At 64.5% G+C, this 25,489-nt stretch carries 22 protein-coding genes and 1 tRNA gene; 10 read left to right on the forward strand and 13 right to left on the reverse strand.

Features of this window, described 5'->3' with window-relative positions:
* Window positions 1–110: 110 nt before the first annotated feature.
* The 3 genes from HYH07_RS22730 to HYH07_RS36385 all read left to right on the forward strand — a co-directional run bounded on the left by HYH07_RS22730 (window position 111) and on the right by HYH07_RS36385 (window position 3,935).
* Entirely contained in the window at window positions 111–1,283 is a 1,173-nt protein-coding gene (locus tag HYH07_RS22730; RefSeq protein ID WP_220004593.1) for an acetyl-CoA C-acyltransferase, read from the forward strand.
* Window positions 1,284–1,479: 196 nt separating this feature from the next.
* Window positions 1,480–3,453 (forward strand): methyl-accepting chemotaxis protein, encoded by a 1,974-nt coding sequence (locus tag HYH07_RS22735; RefSeq protein ID WP_220004594.1) that lies wholly within the window; start codon window positions 1,480–1,482, stop codon window positions 3,451–3,453.
* 260 nt (window positions 3,454–3,713) lie between these two features.
* Window positions 3,714–3,935, forward strand: a complete 222-nt coding sequence (locus tag HYH07_RS36385) for a hypothetical protein (RefSeq protein ID WP_409363906.1) — start codon at window positions 3,714–3,716, stop codon at window positions 3,933–3,935.
* An 8-nt stretch (window positions 3,936–3,943) separates the two neighbouring features.
* On the opposite strand, the gene HYH07_RS22745 is transcribed toward HYH07_RS36385, so the two are convergent.
* The gene (locus HYH07_RS22745) at window positions 3,944–7,486 is read right to left on the reverse strand and encodes a PAS domain-containing protein (RefSeq protein ID WP_220004596.1); all 3,543 of its coding nucleotides are present in this window, start codon (window positions 7,484–7,486) and stop codon (window positions 3,944–3,946) included.
* Window positions 7,487–8,202: 716 nt separating this feature from the next.
* Between HYH07_RS22745 and HYH07_RS22750 the strand changes: the two genes are divergently transcribed.
* Window positions 8,203–8,634 carry a phasin gene (locus HYH07_RS22750; protein WP_057741497.1) on the forward strand — a complete coding sequence of 144 codons (432 nt, stop codon included), beginning with the start codon at window positions 8,203–8,205 and terminating at the stop codon, window positions 8,632–8,634.
* Window positions 8,635–8,966: 332 nt separating this feature from the next.
* Window positions 8,967–9,043, forward strand: a tRNA-His gene (locus HYH07_RS22755).
* Between the two features lie 88 nt (window positions 9,044–9,131).
* On the opposite strand, the gene HYH07_RS22760 is transcribed toward HYH07_RS22755, so the two are convergent.
* From HYH07_RS22760 to HYH07_RS22770, 3 genes are all read right to left on the reverse strand, one after another.
* Window positions 9,132–10,298: a C45 family peptidase gene (locus HYH07_RS22760; protein ID WP_220004597.1), complete on the reverse strand. Its 1,167-nt coding sequence runs from the start codon at window positions 10,296–10,298 to the stop codon at window positions 9,132–9,134.
* Between the two features lie 12 nt (window positions 10,299–10,310).
* A complete protein-coding gene (locus HYH07_RS22765) occupies window positions 10,311–11,138 on the reverse strand; it encodes a hypothetical protein (RefSeq protein WP_220004598.1) in 828 nt (275 codons plus the stop codon).
* 260 nt (window positions 11,139–11,398) lie between these two features.
* Window positions 11,399–11,746 carry a hypothetical protein gene (locus HYH07_RS22770; protein ID WP_220004599.1) on the reverse strand — a complete coding sequence of 116 codons (348 nt, stop codon included), beginning with the start codon at window positions 11,744–11,746 and terminating at the stop codon, window positions 11,399–11,401.
* A gap of 247 nt (window positions 11,747–11,993) precedes the next feature.
* Between HYH07_RS22770 and tenA the strand changes: the two genes are divergently transcribed.
* Both tenA and HYH07_RS22780 read left to right on the forward strand, forming a co-directional pair.
* Window positions 11,994–12,668 (forward strand): thiaminase II, encoded by a 675-nt coding sequence (tenA, locus tag HYH07_RS22775; protein WP_220004666.1) that lies wholly within the window; start codon window positions 11,994–11,996, stop codon window positions 12,666–12,668.
* 109 nt (window positions 12,669–12,777) lie between these two features.
* Entirely contained in the window at window positions 12,778–12,948 is a 171-nt protein-coding gene (locus tag HYH07_RS22780; protein WP_220004600.1) for a hypothetical protein, read from the forward strand.
* 121 nt (window positions 12,949–13,069) lie between these two features.
* On the opposite strand, the gene HYH07_RS22785 is transcribed toward HYH07_RS22780, so the two are convergent.
* The gene (locus HYH07_RS22785; protein ID WP_220004601.1) at window positions 13,070–14,005 is read right to left on the reverse strand and encodes an AEC family transporter; all 936 of its coding nucleotides are present in this window, start codon (window positions 14,003–14,005) and stop codon (window positions 13,070–13,072) included.
* Between the two features lie 435 nt (window positions 14,006–14,440).
* Between HYH07_RS22785 and HYH07_RS22790 the strand changes: the two genes are divergently transcribed.
* Complete coding sequence (locus HYH07_RS22790) at window positions 14,441–14,773, forward strand: hypothetical protein (RefSeq protein WP_220004602.1); 333 nt, start codon at window positions 14,441–14,443, stop codon at window positions 14,771–14,773.
* 380 nt (window positions 14,774–15,153) lie between these two features.
* A complete protein-coding gene (locus HYH07_RS22795; protein WP_027575286.1) occupies window positions 15,154–15,831 on the forward strand; it encodes a ParA family protein in 678 nt (225 codons plus the stop codon).
* 75 nt (window positions 15,832–15,906) lie between these two features.
* Here HYH07_RS22795 and HYH07_RS22800 read toward each other — a convergent pair whose 3' ends face one another.
* The 5 genes from HYH07_RS22800 to trxB form a co-directional block, all read right to left on the reverse strand.
* Window positions 15,907–16,074 (reverse strand): hypothetical protein, encoded by a 168-nt coding sequence (locus HYH07_RS22800; protein WP_220004669.1) that lies wholly within the window; start codon window positions 16,072–16,074, stop codon window positions 15,907–15,909.
* A 132-nt stretch (window positions 16,075–16,206) separates the two neighbouring features.
* Window positions 16,207–16,353, reverse strand: a complete 147-nt coding sequence (locus HYH07_RS22805; RefSeq protein ID WP_167353956.1) for a hypothetical protein — start codon at window positions 16,351–16,353, stop codon at window positions 16,207–16,209.
* 152 nt (window positions 16,354–16,505) lie between these two features.
* Window positions 16,506–17,414 (reverse strand): 4-hydroxy-tetrahydrodipicolinate synthase, encoded by a 909-nt coding sequence (locus HYH07_RS22810; protein WP_220004603.1) that lies wholly within the window; start codon window positions 17,412–17,414, stop codon window positions 16,506–16,508.
* Window positions 17,415–17,859: 445 nt separating this feature from the next.
* Window positions 17,860–18,783, reverse strand: a complete 924-nt coding sequence (locus tag HYH07_RS22815; RefSeq protein ID WP_057741302.1) for a LysR family transcriptional regulator — start codon at window positions 18,781–18,783, stop codon at window positions 17,860–17,862.
* A 5-nt stretch (window positions 18,784–18,788) separates the two neighbouring features.
* Window positions 18,789–19,754: a thioredoxin-disulfide reductase gene (gene trxB / locus HYH07_RS22820; RefSeq protein ID WP_220004604.1), complete on the reverse strand. Its 966-nt coding sequence runs from the start codon at window positions 19,752–19,754 to the stop codon at window positions 18,789–18,791.
* Between the two features lie 267 nt (window positions 19,755–20,021).
* Here trxB and HYH07_RS22825 point away from each other — a divergent pair, with 267 nt between their 5' ends.
* On the forward strand, window positions 20,022–20,501 hold the full coding sequence (locus tag HYH07_RS22825) for an Lrp/AsnC family transcriptional regulator (protein WP_057741909.1): 480 nt from the start codon (window positions 20,022–20,024) through the stop codon (window positions 20,499–20,501).
* Window positions 20,502–20,717: 216 nt separating this feature from the next.
* On the opposite strand, the gene HYH07_RS22830 is transcribed toward HYH07_RS22825, so the two are convergent.
* From HYH07_RS22830 to carB, 3 genes are all read right to left on the reverse strand, one after another.
* A complete protein-coding gene (locus tag HYH07_RS22830) occupies window positions 20,718–21,113 on the reverse strand; it encodes a DoxX family protein (protein WP_220004605.1) in 396 nt (131 codons plus the stop codon).
* A 136-nt stretch (window positions 21,114–21,249) separates the two neighbouring features.
* The gene (gene greA / locus HYH07_RS22835; RefSeq protein WP_018318257.1) at window positions 21,250–21,723 is read right to left on the reverse strand and encodes a transcription elongation factor GreA; all 474 of its coding nucleotides are present in this window, start codon (window positions 21,721–21,723) and stop codon (window positions 21,250–21,252) included.
* 225 nt (window positions 21,724–21,948) lie between these two features.
* Complete coding sequence (gene carB, locus HYH07_RS22840; protein ID WP_220004606.1) at window positions 21,949–25,413, reverse strand: carbamoyl-phosphate synthase large subunit; 3,465 nt, start codon at window positions 25,411–25,413, stop codon at window positions 21,949–21,951.
* Window positions 25,414–25,489 lie beyond the last annotated feature (76 nt).

Genomic DNA, 25,489 nt, shown 5'->3' on the forward strand with positions numbered 1-25,489 from the left:
CGTTTTTTGTTGATTGATCGACCCGCTTTTTCTCCCGCTCTCCGCAAACTTTGTGTACCAATGGCGGTCAGGACGCTCCGTATCAGTCGTTCGAGAGAAGGGAGAAAACAATGCGTGAAGCCGTCATCGTTTCCTATGCGCGCACGGGCCTCGCCAAATCCGGCCGCGGCGGGTTCAACATCACGCCGCCAATGTCGCTCGCGGCGCACGCCATCCACCACGCGGTCGATCGCGCCGGCGTCGAGAAGGATTATGTCGAGGACTGCTATCTCGGCAATTGCGCCCATGGCGCGCCGAACATCGGCCGCCAGGCCGCGCTGCTCGCGGGGCTGCCGAAGAGCACCGCCGGCGTCTCGGTGAACCGCTTCTGCTCCTCGGGACTGCAGACCATCGCGATGGCCGCGAACTCGATCCGTTCCGACGGCGCCGACTGCATCGTCGCCGGCGGCGTCGAGAGCATCTCGATCCCCGGTGGCGGCGCGCCGAAGGAGTCGATCGATCCGGAATTGCTCAAGACCGCGCCCGACATCTTCATGGCGATGATCGACACCGCTGACATCGTTGCCGAGCGCTACAAGGTCAGCCGCGAATACCAGGACGAATATTCGCTGGAATCGCAGCGCCGCATGGCCGCCGCGCAGCAGGCCGGCAAGTTCAAGGACGAGATCGTCCCGATGAAGACCAGGATGAAGGTGGTCGACAAGGCCACCAAGGCCGAGAGCATCGTCGACTACGTCGTCGACCGCGACGAGTGCAACCGGCCCGAGACCACGCTCGAAGGTCTTGCCAAGCTCGAGCCGGTGAAGGGTCCCGGCAAATACGTCACGGCCGGCAATGCCAGCCAGCTCTCCGACGGCGCCGCCGCCGTGGTGCTGATGGAAGCCAAGGATGCCGAAAAGCGCGGCCTCAAGCCGCTTGGCCGCTTCGTCGCCTGGGCGGCGGCGGGCTGCGAGCCTGACGAGATGGGCATCGGCCCGATCTTCGCCGTGCCGAAGCTGCTCAAGCGTCACGGCCTGAAGATCGACGACATCGATCTCTGGGAGCTCAACGAGGCCTTTGCCAGCCAGTGCCTCTATTCGCGCGACAAGCTCGGCATCGACCCCGAGAAGTACAACGTCAACGGCGGCTCGATCGCGATCGGCCATCCCTTCGGCATGACCGGCGCCCGTCTCACCGGCCATCTGCTGCAGGAGGGCGCCCGCCGCAAGGCCAAATGGGGCGTGGTCACCATGTGCATCGGCGGCGGCCAGGGCGGCGCCGGCCTGTTCGAGATCTACAGCTGACCTGACGCGCAGAGATGTGAAAGGCACGGCGCCACCAGCGCCGTGCCTTTTCGTTGTGCATCCAAGACGCATTCGGTGCACTCTTGCGTGCATTGTGTCACAAAGCACGTAATCCTACGTGCTCGCAAATTAACGGAACTTTTCACGCATTACGGCCTCATGAACCGCATCTGTCATCACTGGCCTTGCGATCACGATGCGGCTTTTCTCTCTGCGGCTTACTCACAAGATCACTGCGATCGGCGTCATCGGCCTCGTCGGCGTCGTCCTGATCGGCGGCATTCATCTCTACGGCGAGCGCGCGATGGGAATATCGCGCGACGCCGCCGAGAAAGCGCGTGCGGTGTTCGAGCTGAACAGCAGGATCGCGGTCGAGCTATTGGAGGCGCGCCGCGCCGAGAAGGATTTCCTGCTGCGCAGCGACCCTGCGCGGGCGCAGCGCCAGGTCGAGATCTCGCGGCAGGTCGCGCTGGACATTGAGACGCTGCGCGGCAAGATCGCGGCGCTCGGCAAGCCCGAGCTGGCGCAGAAGGTCGACGCCATGAACGCGTCGCTGAAGACCTACCAGGCGCACTTCGCCGCGGTGGTCGAGGAGCGGCAGCGCCTCGGGCTGGATGAGAATTCAGGCCTCGAAGGCCGCCTGCGCGGCTCCGTCCACGAGATCGAAGGCAAGGTCGATCAGCTCCACGATGCCTCGCTCAAGGTGATCATGCTGATGATGCGCCGGCACGAGAAGGATTTCATGCTGCGTCGTGACGCCAAATATGGCGGCGAGATGCAGAAGCGCGCATCCGAATTCCTCGCCGGCCTCGATGCCGGCGCGATTCCCGATGCCGCCAGGGCCGAGCTGCGGCAAAAGCTCTCGGACTATCAGCGCGACTTCTCCGCCTGGATGGAGACCGCGCTCAAGCTCGCGGGCGAATTGAAGGCGACGTCGGAGGCGTTTGCGACCGTCGAGCCCGTCATCGAGCAGGTCTCGAAATCGGTCGACGCCATCCGCATCGAAGCCGACAAGCAGAACGAGGCGGAGCGCGAGAGCATCCAGTTCTGGATCGCCATTGCCATCGCACTGATCGCAGCTTGCGTGCTCGGCCTCGGTGTCTTCATCGGCCGTTCGGTCGCAAAGCCGCTGTCGGCGATGCGCACCGCGATGATCGAGCTCGCCAACGGCAATTTCGCCATCGTGTTGCCCGGCCTCGGCCGTCCCGATGAGATCGGCGAGATCGCGCAGGCCGTCGAGACTTTCAAGATCAACGCCGAGCGGAAGGCGCGCGAGGAGGCGGAGGAGAAGAGCCGGCAGGACAAGCTCGCTGCCGAACGCCGCCGCGCCGACATGATCAGGATGGCGGATCATTTCGAAGCCGCCGTCGGCCGCATCGTCGAGGCGGTGTCGTCGGCCGCCACCGAGCTCGAGGTCTCCGCGACCTCGCTCACCTCCACCGCGAGCCGGTCGACCGAGCTTGCCACGCTGGTCGAGGCGGCCTCGGAAGAGGCTGCGACCAACGTGCAGTCGGTGGCATCGGCCACGGAGGAGCTCACCGCCTCCGTCCACGAGATCAGCCGTCAGGTGCAGGCCTCCGAGCGCATCGCGGGCGAGGCCGTCAGCCAGGCCGGTCAGACCAACGATCGCGTCAGCGAATTGTCGAAGGCGGCAGCGCGCATCGGCGACGTCGTCGAGCTCATCAATGCGATCGCAGGCCAGACCAACCTGCTCGCGCTGAACGCCACCATCGAGGCCGCGCGCGCCGGCGAAGCCGGACGCGGCTTTGCCGTGGTGGCCTCGGAGGTGAAGGCGCTGGCCGAGCAGACGGCGAAAGCGACCGGCGACATCGGCCAGCAGATTTCGAGCATCCAGTCCGCGACGGCGGACTCGGTCGGCGCGATCAAGACCATCGGCGGCACCATCGAGCGCCTGTCCGAGATTTCGTCGACCATCGCGGCCGCGGTCGAGCAGCAGGGCGCCGCAACCGGCGAGATCTCGCGCAACGTCCAGAGTGCGGCGGCCGGCACCACGCAGGTCAGCGCCAATATCAGCAATGTCAGGCGGGGCGCGGTCGAAACCGGCTCGGCATCGGCGCAGGTGCTGTCCGCGGCGAAATCGCTGTCCGGCGACAGCAACCGTCTCAAATTCGAGGTCTGCAAGTTCCTCGATACGGTGCGCGCGGCCTAACGCGCATCTGCCAAGGCTTATTCGCAAGCGATCGGAAATCTTTCGCGCCCCACGCGTTAAGCCCGCGACGGGGCAGGTCGAGGAGAACGCTCATGCGGACAATAATGGCAGCATTCCTTCTGGCGGTCCCGCTCATGGCAGCGCCGGCGATCGCGCAGAACCAGAACGTGCAGAACGAGGCCGACAAGGGCATCAAGACGCAGAATTCCGGCGCCTCGGGCTATGTCGGAGACCAGGACAAGCCCGGCGCGGCGGCAAAGATGCCCGGTGACCGCACCAACAACACCAGTGATGCTGCCACATCGCCCAGCGCGCAGAATTCGGGCACCGGAATCGCGGGAGCGCCCGGCAACAAGAACGGTCCTCCCGCGCAGAAGGGAACGGTCGGCGCGGCCTCGCAGAACTCCACCGTGCAGCAGCAGGATTCGTCGAACATCAAGGGCCTGCCCGGCAACAAGAGCGGCGAGCCGGCGAAGCGGTAAGCCGTCGCTTAAGCCCGTGCCGTCACCGGCGCGAATGTCACCTCGATCAGCGTGCCCTGGCCCGCGCTCTTGATGTTGAACCGGGCGTGGTTGGCTTCAACGAGCGCCTTGGTCAGCGACAGGCTCAGCGCGGAATTGTCCGCGGCATCGCCGGGCGGCGGCGTGCGGAACGGCTCCATCGCGGCGGCGACTTCCTTGTCGCTGAGGCCATGGCCGGTGTCGCGGATGCGAAGCGCCACCTCGCCCCGATCGTTGAGCGCGGTGGAGACGATCACCTGGCCGCCGGCGCTGGCGAGCCGGATCGAGTTCGAGATCAGGTTCATCGTCACCTGCCGCATCGCGCGCGGATCCGCCGCCACCTGCGGCAGCGCATGGCCGAGCGAGGTGCGGATGATGATGCGCTCGCGATTGGCCTGCGGCTGCATCACGGTGACGCAGGCCTCGACGAGGTCGTTGAGGTGGAGGTCGGCAAAGCTGAGATCGAGCTTGCCGGTCTCGATCCGCGACAGCTCCAGGAGATCGTCGATGATGGTGATGACGCGCTCGCCGGAGGCGCGGATGTCCTTCATGTATTCGCCGTAACGTTCGTTGCCCAGCGAACCAAATCGTTCAGAGATCATCACCTCGGCAAAGCCGATGATGGCGTTGAGCGGGGTGCGGATCTCGTGGCTGATCCGCGCCAGCATGTCGGCTTTCGCATTGGCCGCGCCGTCGACCAGGCGTCGCGCCTGCGTCAGCTCGCTCTCGCCCTTCTTGGCCTGCGACAGATCGCGGAACACGGCGAAGAAGTTCGGGCCATCAGGCCGGGTGCGGCCCATGATCATGGCGAGCGGCAGCACGCCGCCCTTCTTCTCGCGGCCCAGCACCTCGCGGCCGTGATCGAGCAGGCTCGCGATGTTCTGGCTCTTCAGGCTGTCGAGATAATCGAGCACGATCTGCTGGCTCTCGGGCGCGAACAGCGCCAGCAGCTTCTGCTGCATCAGCGCCTCGCCGTCATAGCCGAACAGCGCCTCGGCGCTGCGGTTGCAGGCGTGGATGTTGCCGTCGGCATCGAACATCACGATGCCCTCGGCCGTGGTGTCGAGGATCGCGGCGAGATCTTCCGCATCGGCATCGCCGACGTCAGGCTCGGGCGCGAACAGGACGGGCTCGTCGAGCTCGGTCTCGGCGGCAATTTGTGGCGCGGCCACCGGCGCCACGATGACGGGCGTGGCGACGGGAGTTGTCACGACAGGTTCAGGATTGGGCAGCGCGCAGATCAGCGCATGCGCGCTGGCGCCGTCCCAGTCGATGGTGTGCAGATGCGCTTCCGTCGTCGCGAGCTTCTGCGCGCCATTGGCGAGCGTCGCGCTGATCGTCACCGGCGTGCCTGATTGCGACGTGCTGCTGGCCGCGGAAACGCCCGGCTCGACATAGAGCGCATCGAGCCCCCCGGCATCTTCCAGCGCGCCGAGGCTGGCATAGCCCATGCGGCTGAGGAAGGCGGAATTGGCGTAGAGCAGGCGATCGAGCCGGTAGATCAGAATCCCTGAGGGAATGAGATCCAGCAGCGCGCGGTCGCGCGCGCTGTGGCCGTAAGCGGGCGGTGCGGGCTCGCTCAGCCATTCGGCCGCGGCCGGCGGCGTCTCGAGCTCCGAGATCGGCGGCTCGGAGATCAAGGGCTCGGGTGGTGTCGCCGCGTCGGGCGTGATCGCGTCCGCCGGCGGCTCGGCGCTGGCAGAGGCCATCTGCTCGCGCTCGCGTTCGAGCCGCTCGGACAATTGCCGCGCCAGCTCGTTGAACGCGCTGTTCTCGACCGGCGTCAGCGTCGGCGATCTCTGGTCACCCTGTGACCTCTGATCACCTTGTGATCTCTGATCACCTTGTGATCTCTGATCACCTTGTGATCTGAGGTCACCGGGTGCGCGGAACGGCACGACATTCGGAGGCGTTTCCACTGGCGTTTCCGGTTCGGTTGGGTGTGAATTCGCTTCGGTGATCGGTGCGGGCGGTTCGGGCTCAATTGTGACAGGCGGCTCAGGCTCGGGCGGCGGCTCGACTGGCGGAGGCTCTGCTTCCGGTTTGGTCTCCGCCTTGTGCTCCGGTTCAGGCCCAGGCTGAGACACAGGCTGAGACGGAGGCTCGACCACATCGGCCGACGGGCCTTGCGCAGCGACCGGCTCGGAAAACAGCTCAAAGCGCCGGAGCGCATCGAGCCGGTTGAGCGCATCGAGATCGCGGCACACGCCAAAGCCCTTGAAGCCGGCGAAGTTGCGCGCGCGGTCGTAGACCGGAAGACCTGCCAGCTCGACCGGCAGATGTTCGCCGCCATCGGCCGGCCAGTTCACGGTGATGCCGGCCCAGGTGTCGTGGCTGGCGAGCGCCTGCGCGACGCGGCCGTCAGGGTCGAGCGCAAATTCCTCTGCTATCTCGCGCCAGCGCCGGCCGAAGCGGGAAGCGGTGTGCGCGCCGATCAGGCGGATGAATTCATCCGAACCGAGCGCGAAGCGGCCTTCCGCATCCATCTGCCACAGGAAGCGCAGCGGATGCTGGCGCGGTGTCTCCGCATGTCCTGACCGCGTCTCCGCGTGTCCTGTGGGCTCGACCATGTGGCTCGTGATCGGCGCAGCTTGCGGCGGCACGATGGCTGCGGGCGGGTTTTCAACCACTGTATCAGGCGCGGCATCGACCGTCTGCGCAATGGTTTCCGGAGCAGCCGCCTCGGCCTCCTTCGCGGCGTCCTCGGTCGAGACGATCTCGCTCGCCTCATCCGCGGCCGTCACCGGCGTCTCGTCCGGTTCGGCGAACGGATCGAACATCGCGATCCCGGCATCGAGCCCGTGCGCTGGCGCCGATGCGACGGGCGGCGCAGGCTCAGCCGCGGGAGGCGGCGCGCGCTCCGCCGCAGGCTGAGCTTGCGCCATCGCCGGCTCGATCAGCGCGATGAGCCCGACATCGGCGCCGACGCCGACCCGTTGCAGCACCATCTTGCCGATGCCGACAGGCAGCTCGGCGCGGCCCCTCGCCAGCGCCTCGCTGCGCGCCTGGTCGAGGCCGGCTTCGCCGAGATCGCGAAAGCCGAGCAGGGAGCGCGCCGCTTCGCTGGCGCCGGCGAACAGGCCGTCAGGTGCGAACGCCGCCATCGGCGTCCGCGCGCCGTCGACCAGACGATGCAGCCGCTCGACCAGTGGCATGCTGCGGCAAGCACCCTGCATCGCGCTGACCAGCACGCCGGATGAGCCATCGGAAAACTCGAGCCGCGCGCAGGCGCAGGTCATCAGCGTGCCGAGCCCGGCGCCGAAGCCGCGCAACCGCTCCAGCCTCACAGCTCCGCCTGCCGGCAGCCGGTGGGCGAGGCGGACGATCTGGCGGCGATGGCTGTCGGCGGGGCCGAAGGTTTTTTGCGCCAGCGCAGCCGCATTGGCCGCGCCGAAGAATTTGGCGCCGACCGGATTGGCCCACAGCACGCGGCAGCCGTCGAGCGACCACAGCCAGGCCGACAGGGGGGAGGTGGCATGCACGGACAGCCTGGGATCGCCGACGCCCCGCAACTGGAAATCCGAATTCGTCATCCGACCGGCTTCAACTCTTCGCGCCACGCTTCACGTCAGGTCTGCCGGGAATGGCAGCCTTAAGAAAGGGTTACTATCGCCCGCCGGCGCGGGCAGGTCCACGCCCGGACCTTAACGGGGGCACCCTAAAGCCGCGATAACCTTAATGTGGCCGGACCCGCAAGGCGCCTCTCCGCTGCATCCGCAGGATTCGGCGGCCGGCTCGTCCGCGATGGACGCGAAAAAAAGAGCTTGAGTGAGTGAGGCAGCTGCGTGCCCCAACGACGGTGCGTTCCCTCACCCCTTGTGCCCAGCAAAGACTGTTCGCGTTGACGACGCACAGCGGCGCCTCACCGAGAGAATCCCCGTGTGGCACCCTGACCCTCCCCCACAAGGGGGGAGGGAACGGAGAGAGTCCCGCCGTCTCCTCGCGACTTCGTCGCGCCCCGGAATGACGGACATACCTCAATCCATTGACGGGCGTACCTCAACCCCTGGTTCCCCATCCTGGGAACCTCACCCTCTGGATTAAATTTTTCGCAGCGCACCCCCGGATCACATTGCGTTGCACAATGTTGACATGTTAGTGAGCAACAATGCTGGCGCTGGACGAGAGGATCTCGATGTTCTGCGTTTCCAGTCTTTCGTACCCGCCATTCAAAGAAGAAACGGCCCCGGTTGGCCCGGCGGGCGCGCCAGAAGGCTCACTTCGTTTTACTTTAGCGTGAGGGACCAACATGACAGGTGCGACTGATCCGTTTTCTGCCTCGATCATCCCGTTCGAGGTTCCCGAGCAGGTGCGCGCATTCGCCGAAAAGGGCGTTTCGCAGGCCCGCGAAAACTACGCCAAGTTCAAGGACGCGGCCGAGACCCACAACGGCACCATCGAGGCCGTGTTCGCCTCCGCCCAGAAGGGTGCGAACGAGTACACCGCCAAGCTGATGGAATTCGCTAAGGCCAACGCCACGGCCCATCTGGACTTCACCCAGGAGCTGCTCGGCACCAAGTCACCGACCGACGCCTTCCAGCTCTGGTCCGGTCACGCCAAGACCCAGCTCGAGACTTTCCAGGCCCAGGCCAAGGAGCTGTTCGAGATCGCCCAGCGCACCGCCAGTGCGACCGCCGAGCCGATCAAGGCCTCCGCCTCGAAGTTCTACCCGGCGGCCTGACAAAAGAACGGCGGATCGACCAAGCAAGAAACCCGGGCCTCCAAAAGGCCCGGGTTTTTCTTACCTCTCTCGCCTGCGGGAGAGGTCGCGCCGAAGGCGCGGGTGAGGGCTCTCTCCTCTAGGGGATTTTCTCCACAAGCAGGCGAGACGAGCAGAACAACCCCACAGTCGCCACCAACCCCGATTTTTATCGCGCAGACCGCAATTTACCCTGGTTTTTCGCCCCTCTGCGGCCTTGCCAAAAACCCCCGTTGCACCTAGTTTCCGCCCCGTCCAGCCCCCTTAGGCAGCAGGCCTTTTCAGGCAGCCCTTGAGGCGCGGCTCGCAAGGATGCAGTTGTAGCTCAGTTGGTTAGAGCGCCTGTCTGTGGAACAGGAGGTCGGTGGTTCGAGCCCACCCAACTGTACCAGCGCTGCATCGCCGGAAAGCCATTGAGCTGAAGCCTGGATATCCGGGGCGATCTCCTCGCTCCGCCTAGGAACGCCCCTCAGCAACTCCTAGCTCACCCTCCTCCTGGTTCGCCGAACCAACGGCCGCCCCAAATTGAGCTGCCCCTTCAGCTGCCCGATCGCCAGATCCTCCCCGCTCACCCACCGCCCGAAATCAACATCCAGCATATCCTCCTCGAGCGCGGCGGCATCGCCGCCGATGCCGATGAGGAGCCGTCGCTTGCCCGGCTCGTTGACGATTGTGTGCAACGTCTGGCAGCTGCCGTAATTGTGGAAGGCGGGCGACGCCGAGAGGTTCAGCGCGCCAAAAGTTTGTTCGGCGCTGAGGTCGCGCGCGGCCCAGCCTTCGAGCGGCGGCAGCCGATCGATCGAGTGCGCAACGCGGCGGTTCAGGGCGCGCAGTTGTGTCGACTGGAAATGATTGGTGCAGGCGAGCCAGTCGCCAAGGCGTACCGCCACCGCTCCGGCCCCGGCTTCGACCACCGCCGCCACCCGGCCGGCATCGAGCAGCGAATAATTGTAACTCATGGCGTGCGGCGTACGGCGCAGAAAGGCGATCGCCTCGGCCGTCGTCGCGCAGCTGTCGAGCACCCGCCTGATCAATAGCGTGCTAGTGAGGCCCGGCGATCGCGGCCGCGCCCGTACCTGATGCAGTCCAATCGAAAGGCCGTGCTCGTTCATGCCGTCGAGGCGTCCCGTCAGCTGGTGGCTGGCCCCGATGCTGGCGTAGCTGCCGCGCACCTGGATCAGCGCAAACCGCGCCTCATAGCCGCGCGGCCAGAAATCATAGTTGCGGCCGTAGACGCCGCCGCTCATCACGGCCGAGCAGCCGCCGGTTGGCATCCGCAAGCCATCATTGCCGAAACAAGCGACCGCGCGCTCCATCGGGATGTCGAGCCCTTCGGCGATCCCACCGATCTCCTCCCACAGCGCAGGCGCGTAGGTCCTGAACGCGCGCTCCTCGGTGCGGACATTGAACCACCAGGGCAGACGAACATTCTTGCGGCGGAGAAACACCTTTCCCCGAAGCGTCGCCGCAAAGGCAGCGGTCTGAGCCCGACCGACCTCGTAAGGCGTGCCGCGGCATTGCACGAAGCCGACGCGAAGCATCTTGGGAGCGGACGCCATGGTGAGGCCTGAGGTGAGTCGCGCCCAGACCATCCCATAGGCAAAAGCTGGGAGGCAATAACTCTCGTATTTGTTGGCACCGAACACCGGAGGATCTCATCACGCACTCATCACCGACATCTCTCCCGTATCCAAGCCGATCCGCACCGAGGTGCCGGCCGGTCGCATTCTTCCGGCGATGGCGAATGGTTCGGCGAGCTGTGAGACGACAGTCCCGCCCCGCACCTCGAAGCTCTTGCTGGTCAAGGGCACACCGCGAAGGACGATGGTCTGGCCGTGTCCCGAGCTGATGCGCACCAGCCGCCCATCACCGGCAACGTCCAGCGTGACCCCGACTGGGGCCATCGTGTCCAGCATCGGGATGTAAGCTTCGCTCGCCGAGAGAAGAAAGCTCCAGGGCTCCGTGCCGCTGCCGCGCCGGATCGTCGTCTGGGCCGGCAGCTTCAACCCAAGCAGCTCGTGCGGCGCGCCCAGCGTGAAGCGGTGGAGCGTACCGGCCTTATCGAACAGAACGCCGCCGAACCGGTCGTTCGCGTAGGGCCCACCTTTGCACGGCAATCGGTCGATGATTTGATAGCCGTGCAGATCGCCACCCCAATGCGTGACGTCATTGCCCTGTCGCTTCCAAGGCTTGAGCGTTCCGGTGAGCCGCATGCCGAGGATCTCGGTCGCGTGCGGCAGCTCGATCGAGACGACGATGGAATGCGCCTTGTCGGCGAACTGGATTTTGCTGCCGGCCGGCAAAGGCAAATCAGCGATGGTCTCGGCGATCTCGAGCGTGCGCCAATATCTGGTTGCGTCGTAGCTCTGGTAAAGATAAAGGGCGCCGGCCGCGGGAAATGGCAATGTCAGAAAGGCGGCGCAAGCGATCAATACAAAGCGCAGTCCGCCGATCCAGGGCGAGCCATACCAGGCGGCAAAGGCCAACGCGAGCGCCAGCGGGATGGTCACGAACCAATTGGTGACGACGGCATATCCGAACAGAAGCGGCCATGGCAGGCGCAAGATCGGTCTCCTTCGGACCAGTCATCGACCGAACGCAAGATAACGGGCGCCGTGCCATCAGCAACGCGCGTATGCAGCCAATTTGTCGACGACGGATCAGTCCTGGTTCACGGGTGATTGCCGGGTCGAGAACCTAAACTCCTGATCCTCCCGAGCACGCGCAAACGCCGGCTAAGTCCGATTTACGCATCTTCGCCATGATCGCCAAGAATCCGCACAAGCTCCACCTCGAGCCTCAAGCCCGGGGCTTGTTTCGCAAAGCCCGTGCACAACGTCGACGAGTCATCCACCGACTGCCCCGACACCACGATGTCGATCTCATCCAGTCCGAACACACCGGGCGGCCCCGGTTCGACGCGTCGGGCGGAAAGAGTGGCTTTGAAGTGCTCGCCCTGCTGCGTCCAGTGTCCCGCATAGGCAAAGGTGGAATCGCCGCCGCTGAGTTTTCCGTCAGGGCCGAACTCGACCACACCGGCGCCTTCGCCGACCGGCGTCTTGAACCAAACGGAGTATCTGCCCGGGGTGATCACTCAAGCCCACCACATCGACCGGTCTTGCAGCCGAGTTGAGCCAGACCAAAATGGCTATCGCGTGGCGCGCGCAGGTCCCTGCTGCGCCTGCAGGAACTACAGCACACCAAACTCTCGACGCGGGGAGTGCCCTATCCGCACCGCTTCGCAAAGCCAGTTTCGTGCACTGCCACCGTAGCTCCTCGCTACGCAATGCGATATCGGTAGCCAGCCAAGGACGTTCATGGCGAGCCAGGCGGGAGAGATCGTGAGCTTCTTCGAGCGTCTCAAGACAGCAGCATCCGCCGAGTGGCGGGCCTACACCGAGCATCCCTTCACCAGCGGATTGGCGGACGGCTCGCTCCCCGAAGCGGCGTTCCGTCACTACCTCGTTCAGGATTATCTGTTCCTCATCGAGTTTGCCCGCGCCTACGCGCTCGCGGTCTACAAGTCGCCCAGGCTTGCCGATATGCGTGAAGCAGCAGCCGGCCTGTCCGCCATCCTCGATGTCGAGATGAACCTGCATGTGAAGCTCTGTGCCGATTGGGGCCTCTCCCCGATCGACCTTGAGCAAGCCCCGCCGGCGGCCGAGATGCTGGCCTATACGCGCTATGTGCTCGATGCGGGAATGCGCGGCGATCTCTTGGCGCTCAAGGTGGCGCTTGCGCCTTGCGTGATCGGCTACGCGGAGATCGCAACGCGGCTCGCCTCGCGCCCCGATGCGGGGGCTACGACCAACGCCTATCGCGTCTGGATCGCCGAATACGCCGGCGCGCCGTATCAGGAGGTCGCGGCCAAGGCGCGGGCGCATCTGGAGCATCTTGCCGATCTCTACGCCACGCCGGCCCGCGAGGCCGAGCTGGTAGCTATCTTCAAGGAGGCCACCCGGCTCGAGGCCAACTTCTGGGAGATGGCCTGGGGCGCTGGCCAGCCCGTTGAATAGCGTGTGTCGAATAGCGGTTTCGGCACATGATGGTCGAGCCGTCCCGCTGGACCAGATTCCCCATTTGGCGTAACCTTTTCGCAGAGCAACATGTCAGCGGAGGTCCTCCGTGGAACATCGCGGCGTCAGCTTTTCCATCGTTGAAATGAGCTACCCCTATGGTTGGAAGTGGACCGTGGGGAAGGGCCGGACAGTGTCGGTCGGTGTCTGTGCCACCAGGCTGGATGCGATCCGCCAGGCCAAGACTTTCATCGACGCGATCATGGACTGGGCTGCCTAGAGCATGACCCGGAAAAGTGTGAAGCGGTTTTCCGAAAGGATCATGCTCAAACAAAGAGCTAAAGCGCGATGACGATTCAAGCCAATCTCATCGCGCTTTAGGCCGGGCTCTCGCCTACCCCCTACCGCACCACCATCACCACCACCGGCAGCGTCGCCGCGGCCAGCAGCGTGCACAGCGCCACCGCGCCCGAGACCGGGTTCACCATCCGCTGATACTGAACCGCGAAGATGTAGGCATTCGCGCCCGTCGGCATCGCCGCGAACAGCACGACGACGCCCGTGACAACAGGCGGCAGGTTCAAGAGCTTGGCCAGCGCGAACGCCACTGCCGGCATCGCCAGCAGTTTGAGTGCGCTGATCGCGGCGACGCTTGTCATCTCGCCTTTCACCTCGAAGCGGAACAGGGTGATGCCGAGCGCAATCAGCGCGGCCGGCGATCCCGCCTGCGCGAGCAGCTCGATGGTCTTGTCGACGACCGGCGCAAGGCCAAGGCCGGTGAAGCGCCAGATCACGCCGAAGCCGATCCCCAGCATCAGCGGGTTCTTGGCGAGGTCTGCGAGGATCGGCCAGATCACCGAGAGCACCGAGCCGGTGCGCTTGCGGCTGACCAGCTCCATCTGCAGGATGCCGCAGAGCCAGAGCAGCGGCGTGTTCACCGACAGGATCAGCGACATCGGGCCGGCGGCCTCGTTGCCCAGCGCGGAGAGCACCAGGGGAATCCCCAACATGACGATGTTGCCGTAGACCGAGCCGATCGCGAACACGACGCCGTCCTCATGGTCCTCGCGCCGTTGGCGGATCAGCGCCGAGATCAGCAGCGCCGCGATCCAGGTGATGGCGAGCGCGCCGTAATAGGCGCCCCACATGCGCCACGGGCTGACGTCGGGGAATTCCGACACGACGATGGTGCGGAACAGCAGCGCGGGGATCGCGATGCTGAAGGCGAATTCGGAGATGCCCTTGTGCGCGCCCTCGGAGACGAAGCGAAACAGCACCGCCGCATAGCCGGCCGCGATCAGCGCAAACACCGGCGCGACGATCAACATGGTGGCCATGCGGTCCTCCCCTCACGGGGATTTCGGCCGACCACCCCACGCGCCTCTCGATGCTGCCATCATGCCGCTGTTTTGCCCGACAAGTCAAAGGAAAATTCGTAAAATCCGTAAACGACGGGAATCCGCGAGGCAGCCCAGCGGGCTGGCTACTGTGCATGGGGTTGTTTTGACGTTCTGGGGCAGCGGCCCACCCCACCCATCGCTGTCATCCCCCGCGCAGGCGGGGATCCAGTACGCCGCGGCCCCTCGGCTCCATCACAACCGTCTCGGCGTACCGGGTCGCCCGGTCCAGCGCGCAATTGCGCACAAGGCCGGGCGACGAGGGAGGCCCGCTGTTGCCGAGACCGCACAGCTCCGACCTTTCGCCTCGGCCCTCGTTGCCAACCAACGCCCGTTCACCCACACTCCCGTCCTGTTCGACATTTGGGGGGATCGATGCCGGTATCTCGCGTCACGACGTCCGTGGTTGCTGCGACCTTTGGGGTTGCCCTCGCCGTTCTGGTCGAGCCGGGTATTGGCTCTGCCTACACGCCGGAGCAGCAGCAGGCCTGCACGCCAGATGCGATGCGGCTGTGCGGCGAGTTCGTGCCCAACGTCGATGCCATCACCGCCTGCATGATCCAGAAGAGGGCGCAGCTGTCGCCGCAATGCGCGGTGTTCTTCCGCCGCGGGCCGGAGCCGGTTGCCGGGCAGCCCACCAAGATCGCGCCGAAGACCGCCAGGAAGGCCAAGCCGAAGGCGAAGAAGAAAAAGACCGACGACGGCTAGGCGCGTTTCCTTCGCGAAACCTCCTCCTGCCCCGCGCGCCATCGTGACGCGAAGGGCGACACCAGCCGCGCGACAGCCACCGGACTCGTTTTGTTCGCCCGAGGTCAGCGCGCGGCTTGCAGCCATCGCGCTTCGCTCTGCTGAAAAAAAGCATCGCGAGAATTTGCGCGGCAAGGTTGTCCTGCTTGAAAAGATTTGGGATTGCTGGCGTGGTCTGCAGTTCACGATGGTTGATGTCATCAGCCGCGCAAGGCAGTGTGACTCAAAAGCCAACACGTCTTGTTATTTCATGGCGCCGGCACGACTGCCGATAATTTTTCTTTCCCGAATCAGCGCGGTGATTCATTTTCGCGGCCTGGGGTCAATCTGGAGGCCAGAGGATGAATGTAATTGTTTTCGCATCGCGTAAAGGCGGCTCGGGCAAGAGTACCCTGGCTGCACATCTCGCTGCGCAGATCAAGGCGAGCAAGCAGGTGATGCTGGTGGATGCGGACCCGCAGGGTTCGCTGACGCTGTGGCACAAGCTGCGGGGCACCAACGAGCCGCCGATCAAGGCGGCCGTGAATTCGGTCAGCGGCATCGTCTCCGCGGCCAAGCGCGACGGTTACGAGTGGGTGCTGATCGACACGCCGCCGAACCTGTCGGCCGTGGTCGATGATGCGATCCGCAACGCGACGATGGTGATCATTCCGGCGCGGCCCGGCGTGTTCGACGTCAACGCGGTGCAGGAAACCATCCAGATGTGCCGCGCGGCGCGCAAGCCCTACGCGGTCGTGCTCAACGGCGCTCCGGCGCGCCGCGACGAAGCCGAAAGCCCGATCGTCACCATCGCCCGCGAGGCGCTGGCCAAGTTCCGCGCTCCTGTTTGGGGCGGTCAGATCACCAATCGTTCGGATTTGTTGATGGCACTCAGCCACGGCGAGGGCGCGCGTGAGTATCAGGCCGAAAGCCGTGCGGCCCAGGAAATTGCAAGACTGTGGGCGGCGATCGAGCGTTCAGTAAAAGCTATTCGCGGCACGGCGTCGGCATCCGGCGCAATGCACAAGCAGGCGGCATAATTCATCAATCATTTCCCCGGACGACAAACGCGCGGCATCCCGCGCGTTTTGCGTTTTCTGGGGCTGATGATGCCGTTACGCCACCATCAGCATGTAGAACACGATCACCGGCGACAACGTCAGGATCACCGACCAGACGCCGGCGGCCCAGAGAATGTCTCCGGTGGAAAAGCCCTGCTGCTCGTTGTCGTCGAAGCTTTGCGTGGCGCCGTAATGCGGCACCATATCGTTCTGATTGTTCAAGATCGCCCCCGCGATTTCTTCGCTTATGGGGAGAACGATACGCGGGATGTTTTAAAATTCCGGCTCAGCGCCACGCTCGCATTTTGAGCGCATTTGCCACCACGGATTAACCATCGCCGCGGCCTTGCGTCATCAGGCGAGCCAGAGCCGGAATAGCAGCACCGGCATCAGGCCGAGCATCACGGCCCAGAAGCCGAACGACGACACCACCAAAATTCCCCGCAAAAGATCGGCAGGCGCGAATATTTCCGCCGCAGTCGGGCGAACGCGTTGCCTCATGGTCCTTCCCCCTTTTGAAAGACGTTGCTGGGGGACGATAGGCGCCATTGCGTAAACGAGACGTGGATGCGCCATGCGGCAGCTGCGAAGCGCGTTGGTGTGCGGTTAACCAAGGCGCCTCTCCCCGCACGCGGGGAGAGGCGAGCGAAGAGTTACGCCGCGACCTTCATCCGCCGCTCGATCTCGCGGTCGAGCGTGGCGGCGAGCTCGCTGCTCACCTCCACCATCGGCAGGCGCACCTCGGGGCTGTCGATCAGGCCCGTCCGCCACAGCCAGTACTTCGCCGGCGCCGGGCTCGGTTCGGTGAACAACAGCCGCGTCAGCTCCGCGACCTCTTGCCAGCGCGCCTCTGCCGCGTCGGCATTGCCTTGCTTCAGCTCGCTATAGACTGCCGCGAACGCCGCGGTCTCGAGATGGGCGGACAGCAGGATGCCGCCGTCGGCACCGTCGCTGAGCGCCTCGAGATAATTGGCATCCTCGCCGGTGAGCACGCGGAAATCCTTCGGCCGGTCGCGCAGCAGCGCGACCGACTGCTCGCGGCTCGCGCTGCAATCCTTCAAGCCCACGATGTTGGGATGCTCGGCGAGCCGCAGCATGGTCTGGTTGGTGATCCCGACCGCGCAGCGATAGGGAATGTTGTAGAGCGCGAGCGGCCAGGCGGCGTGATCGGCCAGCGCCTCGAAATGCGCAACGATCCCGCGCTGCGACGGCCGCACGTAATAGGGGCTCGCGATCAGATAGAAGTCGATCGGCCAGTCCGCGGTCTCGTCCAGCCGCTCCTTCATCCGCGAGGTGTCCGCGCCGGACAGCCCGAGGCCGATCGGAACGTTGCGGCGTCCCGCCGCCATCTCGTCGCGGACGATGGCGACGAGGCGTTCGAGCTCGGCCTCGCGCAGGGTCATGCCTTCACCCGAGGTCGCCCCCAGGATGAAGCCGTCGATGGCTTGCGCGGCGTAGTGCCGCGTCAGCCGACGCAGCGAGTTCTGGTCGAGACGACCGTTCCGAAACGGCGTCACCAGCGGCAGCCACAGCCCATGCATGTGGGTTCGCAAATCAGTCATGTTCCTATCTCCTTCTCGGTGATGGACCTGAGACGGAGGGCACATGAAAAAACCCCGTCCAGGCGGCGGGGTTTTCGGGATTTGGCAGCGATGACGAAGTCAGCTAGCGCGCGCAAAATCCGAGGTCCCCGGATGGGGGCCTTTTTTCGAAACGATTGCGCACGACTTCGTGATCATTGGGAAATGATGCGGGCTATGCCCAAGACTGTCAATACACGCGGAGGGCGAAAGCCTGATTGGGCAGAAAAAAAGCCGGACCCGAGGGCCCGGCTTAGGTATTGGCCACGTGAGGCCGACACAATCACCTTCCAAGAGGGATTACTGAACTCCCGCGCCACTGGAGGAGGGGGACAAATGCGCAACGCGAAGGCTCAGCGTGCAAACATTATGGGCTTCTCCAGCGCCATGCAGCAACAGCCGAGGTCGCATGTCAGACATGCGGAAATCAGGACGGCCAGCGCTGCGCCTTGCTCACCACGAAGTCGCGGAACACCTGCACGCGCGCGACCGTCTTGAGCTCTTCCGGGTAGACGAAATAGGTGTCGAGCTGGATCGAATCCGACTCGCCGAACAGTTGTACGAGGCGGCTCTGGTCTTCGACCAGGTAGTCGGGCAGCGCAGCGATGCCGAGGCCCTGCTGGCAGGCACGCACCAGGCCGAGGATGTTGTTGACCTTGAAATAGGCCTCGCGCGGACCCGAGCCGTTGCGCGCAGCTTCGACCAGCCAGTTGCGGTTCTGCAGATGCGGCGCGAAGTTGCCATCGGAAAGCGTGATGATGCGGTGGGAGTCGAGCTCCTCCAGCGTGCGCGGCGTGCCGAACCGCTTGATGTATTCCGGCGAGCAATAGGCGTGGAAGCCCATCGCGAAAAGCTTGCGCTGGATGAGATCCGGCTGCGTCGGCTTGCGGGTGCGGATCGCAACGTCGGCCTCGCGCATGGACAGATCCAGTTCCTCGTCGGTGACGATCAGCGAGATCCGGATCTCCGGATAGAGCGCGGTGAATTCGCCGAGCCGCGGGATCAACCAATTGATGCCGACGCCGGGCGTGGTGGTGATCTTGAGATCGCCGCTCGGCCGTTCGCGGCTGTCGGTCAGTTTGGCACGCGCCGCCTGCAGCTGCATGAACACGTCATGCGCGGTGCGGAACAACAGGTCGCCCTGCTCGGTGAGGATCAGGCCGCGGGCATGGCGGTGGAACAGCGAGACCGAGAGCTCCTGTTCCAGCGCCGAAACCTGGCGCGAGACCGCCGATTGCGACAGGCCGAGCTGCTCCCCCGCATGCGTGAAGCTGCCCGCTTCTGCTGCCGCGTGAAACACCTTCAGCTTGTCCCAGTCCATATCCGTGAATCCGTCGCGTGTTCGGGGCATGATCGTTATTCCGCTGCCGCGCGCTCGCTGGCGCGCAGGGCCAAGAAACGTTCGGCCTCGAGCGCTGCCATGCAGCCGAGGCCTGCGGCCGTCACGGCCTGGCGATAGGTTTCGTCGGCGACGTCACCCGCGGCGAACAAGCCGGGCACGGACGTCGCGGTCGAGTTGGAGGCGACCTCGACATAGCCCGACGGTTTCAGCTTGACCTTATCTTTCACCAACTCGGTTGCCGGCGCGTGGCCGATGGCGACGAAGACGCCGTCGGTCTTCACATCCGTCAGCGCGCCGGTCTTGACGTTCTTGAGGCGGACATGGGTGACCTTGTTCGGGTTCTCGGTGCCGCAGATCTCGTCGACCGCACAGTCCCAGATCACCTTGATCTTCGGGTGCTTGAACAGGCGCTCCTGCAAAATGCGCTCGGCGCGGAAATGATCGCGGCGATGCACGATGGTGACCTGCGAGGCGTGGTTGGTCAGGTACAGCGCTTCCTCGACCGCGGTATTGCCGCCGCCGACCACCACGACCTCCTTGTTGCGGTAGAAGAAGCCGTCGCAGGTGGCGCAGGCCGAGACGCCGCCACCCTGGAATTTCGCTTCAGAAGGCAGCCCGAGCCAGCGCGCCTGCGCGCCGGTGGCGAGGATCACGGTGTCGGCGAGATAGACATCGCCGGAGTCGCAGGTGAGGCGGAATGGCCGCTGCGAGGTGTCGAGCTTGATCACCAGGTCGGTCACGATCCTGGTGCCGACATGCACGGCCTGCTTTTCCATCTGTTCCATCAGCCAGGGACCCTGGATCACGTCGGCGAAGCCCGGATAGTTCTCGACGTCGGTGGTGATGGTGAGCTGGCCGCCGGCCTGCATGCCCTGGATCAAGATCGGCTCGAGCATCGCGCGCGCAGCGTAGATCGCGGCGGTGTAGCCGGCGGGGCCGGAGCCAATGATGATGACCTTTGCATGAACAGGAGCGGACATTTCGATGGACGCCTTTCACGGGGGATTTGCAGCGCGGGCGCGGAACGTGCCGGGAGGCCTCGCGGAGGCGCTGAAATATCAGAGCTAATCTAAGCGTTCTGGTGAGCTATGCAAGAATTGCATTCCCTCTCGGCGGATTTTTCCAACAAGGAACAAAAGTCGATTGCGCTGCACGCGCAATAAAATTGCTCATTTGGCCCAGACTGGCTATGAGGATTGCGACAGACCCCACCGGATACCGCCGATAAGGCCAGGAGTTCCAATCACGTGTCGCGGAACCTAGACGAGATCGACCTCAAGATTCTGTCCGAAATCCAGGCCGACGGTCGAATCACCAATGTCGAGCTCGCCAAACGGGTCGGTATTTCGCCTCCACCCTGCCTGCGCCGGGTCCGAGCACTGGAGGAGGAGGGCTATATCCACGGCTACCGCGGGCTGCTGGACGCGCGAAAGCTCGGTTTCGACGTCACGGTGTTCGCCGCCGTGCACCTCTCCAGCCAGGCGGAGGCGGATCTACGCGCCTTCGAGGAGTTCGTCCGCGCCGAGCCGCTGGTGCGGGAATGCTGGATGCTGTCCGGCGAGGTCGATTTCATTCTCAAATGCGTCGCCCCTGACATGGCGACCTTCCAGGACTTTGTGACGCACCTGACCGCGGCGCCGCACGTGCGCAACGTGCGCACCTCGCTGGTGCTGCACAATTCGAAATACGAGGCGGCGGTGCCGCTCGACGTGAAGGGAAGAAGGTAGCTTCCAAAACGGCATAGCAGATCCCTCATCCTGAGGTGCGAGTGGCACGATGCGAAGCATCGCGCCGGGAGCCTCGAAGGATGAGCGGCCAAGCTGGCAGTTGGGCCGTCGCCCTTCGACTCGCCGAACAGGCGAGCGCCCCCAGCGACAACGGCTTCGCCGTTGCGCGGGGTGACGGTGATCGATTCGCGTTCGCAATGACGGCGGGGAGCAGGGTTACCGCCGCAGCGCATCCACGCTGACCGGACCGCTTCCAGCGGCCGCGAGGAACAGGCACGCGAAGCACAGCACGATCGCAAGCGCGCCGTCGTTGACGACGGGAAAGAAGCTGTGCGGCATGTGCTCGATGAAATAGGCGAAGGCCATCTCACCGGACAGGATGAAGGCCGCCAGCCGCGTGAACAGCCCAATCATCAAGAGACCGCCGAGCACGAATTCGAGCATGCCGGCGACGCCCCAGAGCGACAACGGCGTCACGTCGGCAAACATTTCCACCGGCGGAAACTTGAACAGCTTGGCTACGCCATAGTGAAAGAACACTAGCCCGGTGATGAAGCGGAAGAGGCTGAGCAGATAGGGCTGGCTTTGCGCAGCGATGCGATCGATGTCCATCTTGTCCTCCCGTGCTCGAACGGCAGCGCCGAGCATGACGGAGGACGGTGCGGCTCACAATCGCGCCCTGGACAGATTGCGAAACAGAAAAGCCGCGCAACCCGCGCGGCCTTTCAGGCACTCTTTGTCGAGTGGATTACCGCCACTCCACCTTGGTGATTTCGTAGGCCTTGGCGCCGCCGGGGGCGTTGACCTCGACGGTCGAGCCTTTCTTCTTGCCGATCAGCGCGCGCGCCAGCGGCGAGGTGATGGAGATCCGGCCTTTCTTGGCATCGGCCTCGACCTCGCCGACGATCTGCCACACCGTCTTCTTCTCGGTGTCCTCGTCGACCAGCGTCACGGTGGCACCGAACTTGATGGTGTCGCCGGAGAGCTTGGAAATGTCGATGATGTCGGCCCGCGCGAGCTTGTCCTCGAGCTCGGCGATGCGGCCCTCATTATGGGACTGCTCTTCCTTCGCGGCATGGTATTCCGCGTTTTCGGAGAGGTCGCCATGGGAGCGCGCTTCCGCGATATGCTCGATGATGCGCGGACGGTCCTCGGACTGGCGCTTCTTCAATTCTTCCCCGAGCGCGGCAAAGCCGCTCGCAGTCATCGGAACCTTTTCCATCTTTTCTCTCGTCTTCCAGTCGCGCGCCCGCCGAAAGCGGAGGGCGCGGCAACCCTGATTCGTCAGTGCTTTCCGGATCCGAACACACGGCCACCGGAACGTTAAGTGGGCTGGCGCCGGAACAAAACAACCACATGGCCGGACGGTTCCTCCGGCCATTATGGCTTGATTGCCAATCACTTAGCGCAAGGCTTAACCCCTCAGGGCCGGGCCTTTCGCTAACGATCAGGTTTCCGAAAAGTAGCTCTGCAGGGTCCGAACCTCAAGGTCCCCGCCCAGATAGGCGCGGATGCCCTGCGCGGCCGCCACGGCCCCGGAAAGAGTGGTGTAATATGGCACTTTATGCAAGAGGGCCGCGCGCCGCAGCGAGCGGCTGTCGGCGAGCGCCTGCGGGCCTTCGGTGGTGTTGAGAACGAGCTGGACATCGCCATTGGTGATGGCGTCGACGATATGCGGCCGTCCCTCCAGCACCTTGTTCACCTTCTCCGCCGGGATGCCCTGATCGGTCAGGAAGCGCGCCGTCCCTGATGTCGCCAGCACCTTGAAGCCAAGCGAATGCAGTTGGCGCACGGCTTCGGCGATACGAACCTTGTCGCTCTCGCGTACCGAGACGAACACCGTGCCCTTGCGCGGTACTCTTGTGCCGCCGCCAAGCTGGCTCTTGGCAAAGGCAACCGCGAAAGAACGATCAATGCCCATGACCTCGCCGGTCGAGCGCATCTCCGGACCCAGCACCGTGTCGACGCCGGGGAAGCGGGCGAACGGGAAGACCGATTCCTTCACGCCGACATGCTTGAAGTCCGCCTTCTTCAGCTTGAAGTCGGCGAGCTTCTCGCCGGCCATGATGCGCGCGGCGATCTTGGCGACCGGCGTGCCGATCACCTTGGCGACGAAAGGCACCGTGCGCGAGGCGCGCGGATTGACTTCGAGCACGTAGATCTCGCCGTCCTTGATGGCATATTGCACGTTCATCAGGCCGACGACGTCGAGGCCGAGCGCGAGCTCGCGGGTCTGCCGCTCCAGCTCCGCGATCATCTTCGCGTCGAGCGAGTGCGGCGGCAGCGAGCAGGCGCTATCGCCGGAATGGATGCCGGCTTCCTCGATGTGCTCCATGATGCCGACGATGAACGTGTCCTTGCCGTCGCTGAGGCAGTCGACGTCGATCTCGGTGGCGTCGGACAAATAGCGGTCGAACAGCAGCGGGTTCTTGCCGAGAACGGTGTTGATCTGCCCGGTCTTGTCGTTCGGATAGCGCGCCTTGACGTCGGCGGGCACCAGCTCCGGCAGCGTGCCGAGCAGATAGTCGTTGAGCTGGTTCTCCTCGCGGATGATCTGCATCGCGCGGCCACCGAGCACGTAGGACGGGCGCACCACCAGCGGCAGGCCGAGATCGGCGGAGACCAGGCGAGCCTGTTCGACCGAATAGGCGATGCCGTTCTTCGGCTGCTTCAGGCGGAGCTTGTCGAGCACGCGCTTGAAGCGGTCGCGGTCTTCCGCAAGATCGATGGCGTCGGGCGAGGTGCCGAGAATCGGCACTTCGGCAGCTTCCAGCGCGCGGGCAAGTTTCAGCGGGGTCTGGCCGCCGAACTGCACGATCACGCCGTGCAACGTGCCGTTGCTGCGCTCCTTGGCGATGATCTCCAGCACGTCCTCGGCGGTGAGCGGCTCGAAATAGAGCCGGTCGGCAGTGTCGTAGTCGGTCGATACCGTTTCCGGGTTGCAGTTGACCATGATGGATTCATAGCCGGCGTCGTGCAGCGCGAAGCAGGCATGGCAGCAGCAATAATCGAACTCGATGCCCTGGCCGATGCGGTTCGGGCCGCCGCCGAGGATGATGACCTTCTTCTTGTCCGACGGCGTGCTCTCGTCGGCGGCGCTGCCGGCAAACGGCGCCTCGTAGGTCGAGTACATATAGGCTGTGGGCGAGGCGAATTCGGCCGCGCAGGTGTCGATGCGCTTGTAGACCGGACGGACGCCCAGCGCGTGGCGCTTGGCGGTGACGTCGGCTTCGGTCATCTGGGCGAGCACCGCAAGGCGTGCATCCGAGAAGCCCATGGCCTTGAGCGTGCGCATGCCGAAGGCGTTGCTTGGCAGGGCGTGCCTCCTGACCTTCTCCTCCATGTCGACGATGCCGCGCATCTCGCCGAGGAACCACGGATCGATCTTGCAGGAGTTGAAGATATCCTCGTTCGACCAGCCGAGCCGCATGGCCTGCGCGACCTGGAGCAGGCGGTTCGGCGTCGGCGTGCCGAGCGCTGCGCGGATGGCGTTCTTGTCGTCGTCCTGGCCGAGGCCTTCGATCTCGATCTCGTCGAGACCGGTGAGGCCGGTCTCGAGCCCGCGCAGCGCCTTCTGCAGGCTCTCCTGGAATGTGCGGCCGATCGCCATGACCTCGCCGACCGACTTCATCGAGGTCGTCAGCGTCGAGGAGGCGCCGGGGAATTTCTCGAAGGCGAAACGCGGGATCTTGGTCACCACGTAGTCGATCGTCGGCTCGAACGAGGCCGGCGTCGCGCCGCCGGTGATGTCGTTGGCGATCTCGTCGAGCGTATAGCCAACGGCGAGCTTGGCCGCCACCTTGGCGATCGGGAAGCCTGTCGCCTTCGAGGCCAGCGCGGAGGAGCGCGACACACGCGGATTCATCTCGATCACGACCATGCGGCCGTCTTCCGGATTGACGCCGAACTGCACGTTGGAGCCGCCGGTCTCGACACCGATCTCGCGCAGCACCGCCAGCGAGGCGTCGCGCATGATCTGATATTCCTTGTCCGTCAGCGTCAGCGCCGGCGCCACCGTGATGGAGTCGCCGGTGTGCACGCCCATCGGATCGAAATTCTCGATCGAGCAGACGATGATGCAATTGTCCTTCTTGTCGCGGACCACCTCCATCTCGAACTCTTTCCAGCCGAGGACGGATTCCTCGATCAGGACTTCGTTGGTGGGCGACGCGTCAAGACCGCGCTCGATGATGTCGAGGAATTCTTCCTTGTTGTAGGCGATGCCGCCGCCGGTGCCGCCCATGGTGAAGGAGGGCCGGATGATCGCGGGCAGGCCGATCTCGGACAGCGCCATCATGGCCTGGCCGAAAGCATATTCCTGGTAGCGCTTGCGGCGATCGCTCTCGCCGAGCGTCCACTGCCGGTCGAGCTCCTCGAGGGCCGCGCCCGACAGCTTCTCGCGTTCGGCATGGTACTTGTCGCGGAACGCCTTCTTCAGCTCGGAGGCGTTGGCGAGCCGCGACTTCGGCGTCTCCAGCCCGATCTTGGTCATGGCCTCGCGAAACAGCTGGCGATCCTCCGCCTTGTCGATCGCGTCGGCGGTCGCGCCGATCATCTCGACGTCGAATTTCTCCAGCGTGCCCTGCCGGCGCAGCGACAGCGCGCAGTTCAGCGCGGTCTGGCCGCCCATCGTCGGCAGCAGCGCGAAGCCGCCGGGAACGACATGGCGTTCCTTCTCGATGATCTTGGCGACGATCTCGGGCGTAATCGGTTCGATGTAGGTGGCATCGGCCAATTCCGGGTCGGTCATGATCGTGGCCGGATTGGAATTGACGAGGACGATGCGATAGCCCTCTTCCTTCAGCGTCTTCACCGCTTGCGTGCCCGAATAGTCGAACTCGCAGGCCTGGCCGATCACGATGGGACCGGCGCCGATGATCAGGATGGTCGAGATGTCGGTTCGTTTAGGCATCACCGCTCGCGGGCTGGATTTTGGGCACAAAAAAAGGGCGCGCTTGCCGCGCGTCCCCTAAGCCGAGAGCGCGGGG

The organism is Bradyrhizobium sp. BR 10261 (assembly GCF_019455395.1).
Classification (GTDB): Bacteria; Pseudomonadota; Alphaproteobacteria; order Rhizobiales; family Xanthobacteraceae; genus Bradyrhizobium; species Bradyrhizobium manausense.

Coding starts and splice junctions, on each gene's coding strand:
- HYH07_RS22730 (WP_220004593.1), top strand. CDS start 111: ATGCGTGAAGCCGTCATCGTTTCCTATGCGCGCACGGGCCTCGCCAAA.
- HYH07_RS22735 (WP_220004594.1), top strand. CDS start 1,480: ATGCGGCTTTTCTCTCTGCGGCTTACTCACAAGATCACTGCGATCGGC.
- HYH07_RS36385 (WP_409363906.1), top strand. CDS start 3,714: ATGCCCGGTGACCGCACCAACAACACCAGTGATGCTGCCACATCGCCC.
- HYH07_RS22745 (WP_220004596.1), bottom strand. CDS start 7,486: ATGACGAATTCGGATTTCCAGTTGCGGGGCGTCGGCGATCCCAGGCTG.
- HYH07_RS22750 (WP_057741497.1), top strand. CDS start 8,203: ATGACAGGTGCGACTGATCCGTTTTCTGCCTCGATCATCCCGTTCGAG.
- HYH07_RS22785 (WP_220004601.1), bottom strand. CDS start 14,005: ATGGCCACCATGTTGATCGTCGCGCCGGTGTTTGCGCTGATCGCGGCC.
- HYH07_RS22790 (WP_220004602.1), top strand. CDS start 14,441: ATGCCGGTATCTCGCGTCACGACGTCCGTGGTTGCTGCGACCTTTGGG.
- HYH07_RS22795 (WP_027575286.1), top strand. CDS start 15,154: ATGAATGTAATTGTTTTCGCATCGCGTAAAGGCGGCTCGGGCAAGAGT.
- HYH07_RS22805 (WP_167353956.1), bottom strand. CDS start 16,353: ATGAGGCAACGCGTTCGCCCGACTGCGGCGGAAATATTCGCGCCTGCC.
- HYH07_RS22810 (WP_220004603.1), bottom strand. CDS start 17,414: ATGACTGATTTGCGAACCCACATGCATGGGCTGTGGCTGCCGCTGGTG.
- HYH07_RS22815 (WP_057741302.1), bottom strand. CDS start 18,783: ATGCCCCGAACACGCGACGGATTCACGGATATGGACTGGGACAAGCTG.
- trxB (WP_220004604.1), bottom strand. CDS start 19,754: ATGTCCGCTCCTGTTCATGCAAAGGTCATCATCATTGGCTCCGGCCCC.
- HYH07_RS22830 (WP_220004605.1), bottom strand. CDS start 21,113: ATGGACATCGATCGCATCGCTGCGCAAAGCCAGCCCTATCTGCTCAGC.
- greA (WP_018318257.1), bottom strand. CDS start 21,723: ATGGAAAAGGTTCCGATGACTGCGAGCGGCTTTGCCGCGCTCGGGGAA.
- carB (WP_220004606.1), bottom strand. CDS start 25,413: ATGCCTAAACGAACCGACATCTCGACCATCCTGATCATCGGCGCCGGT.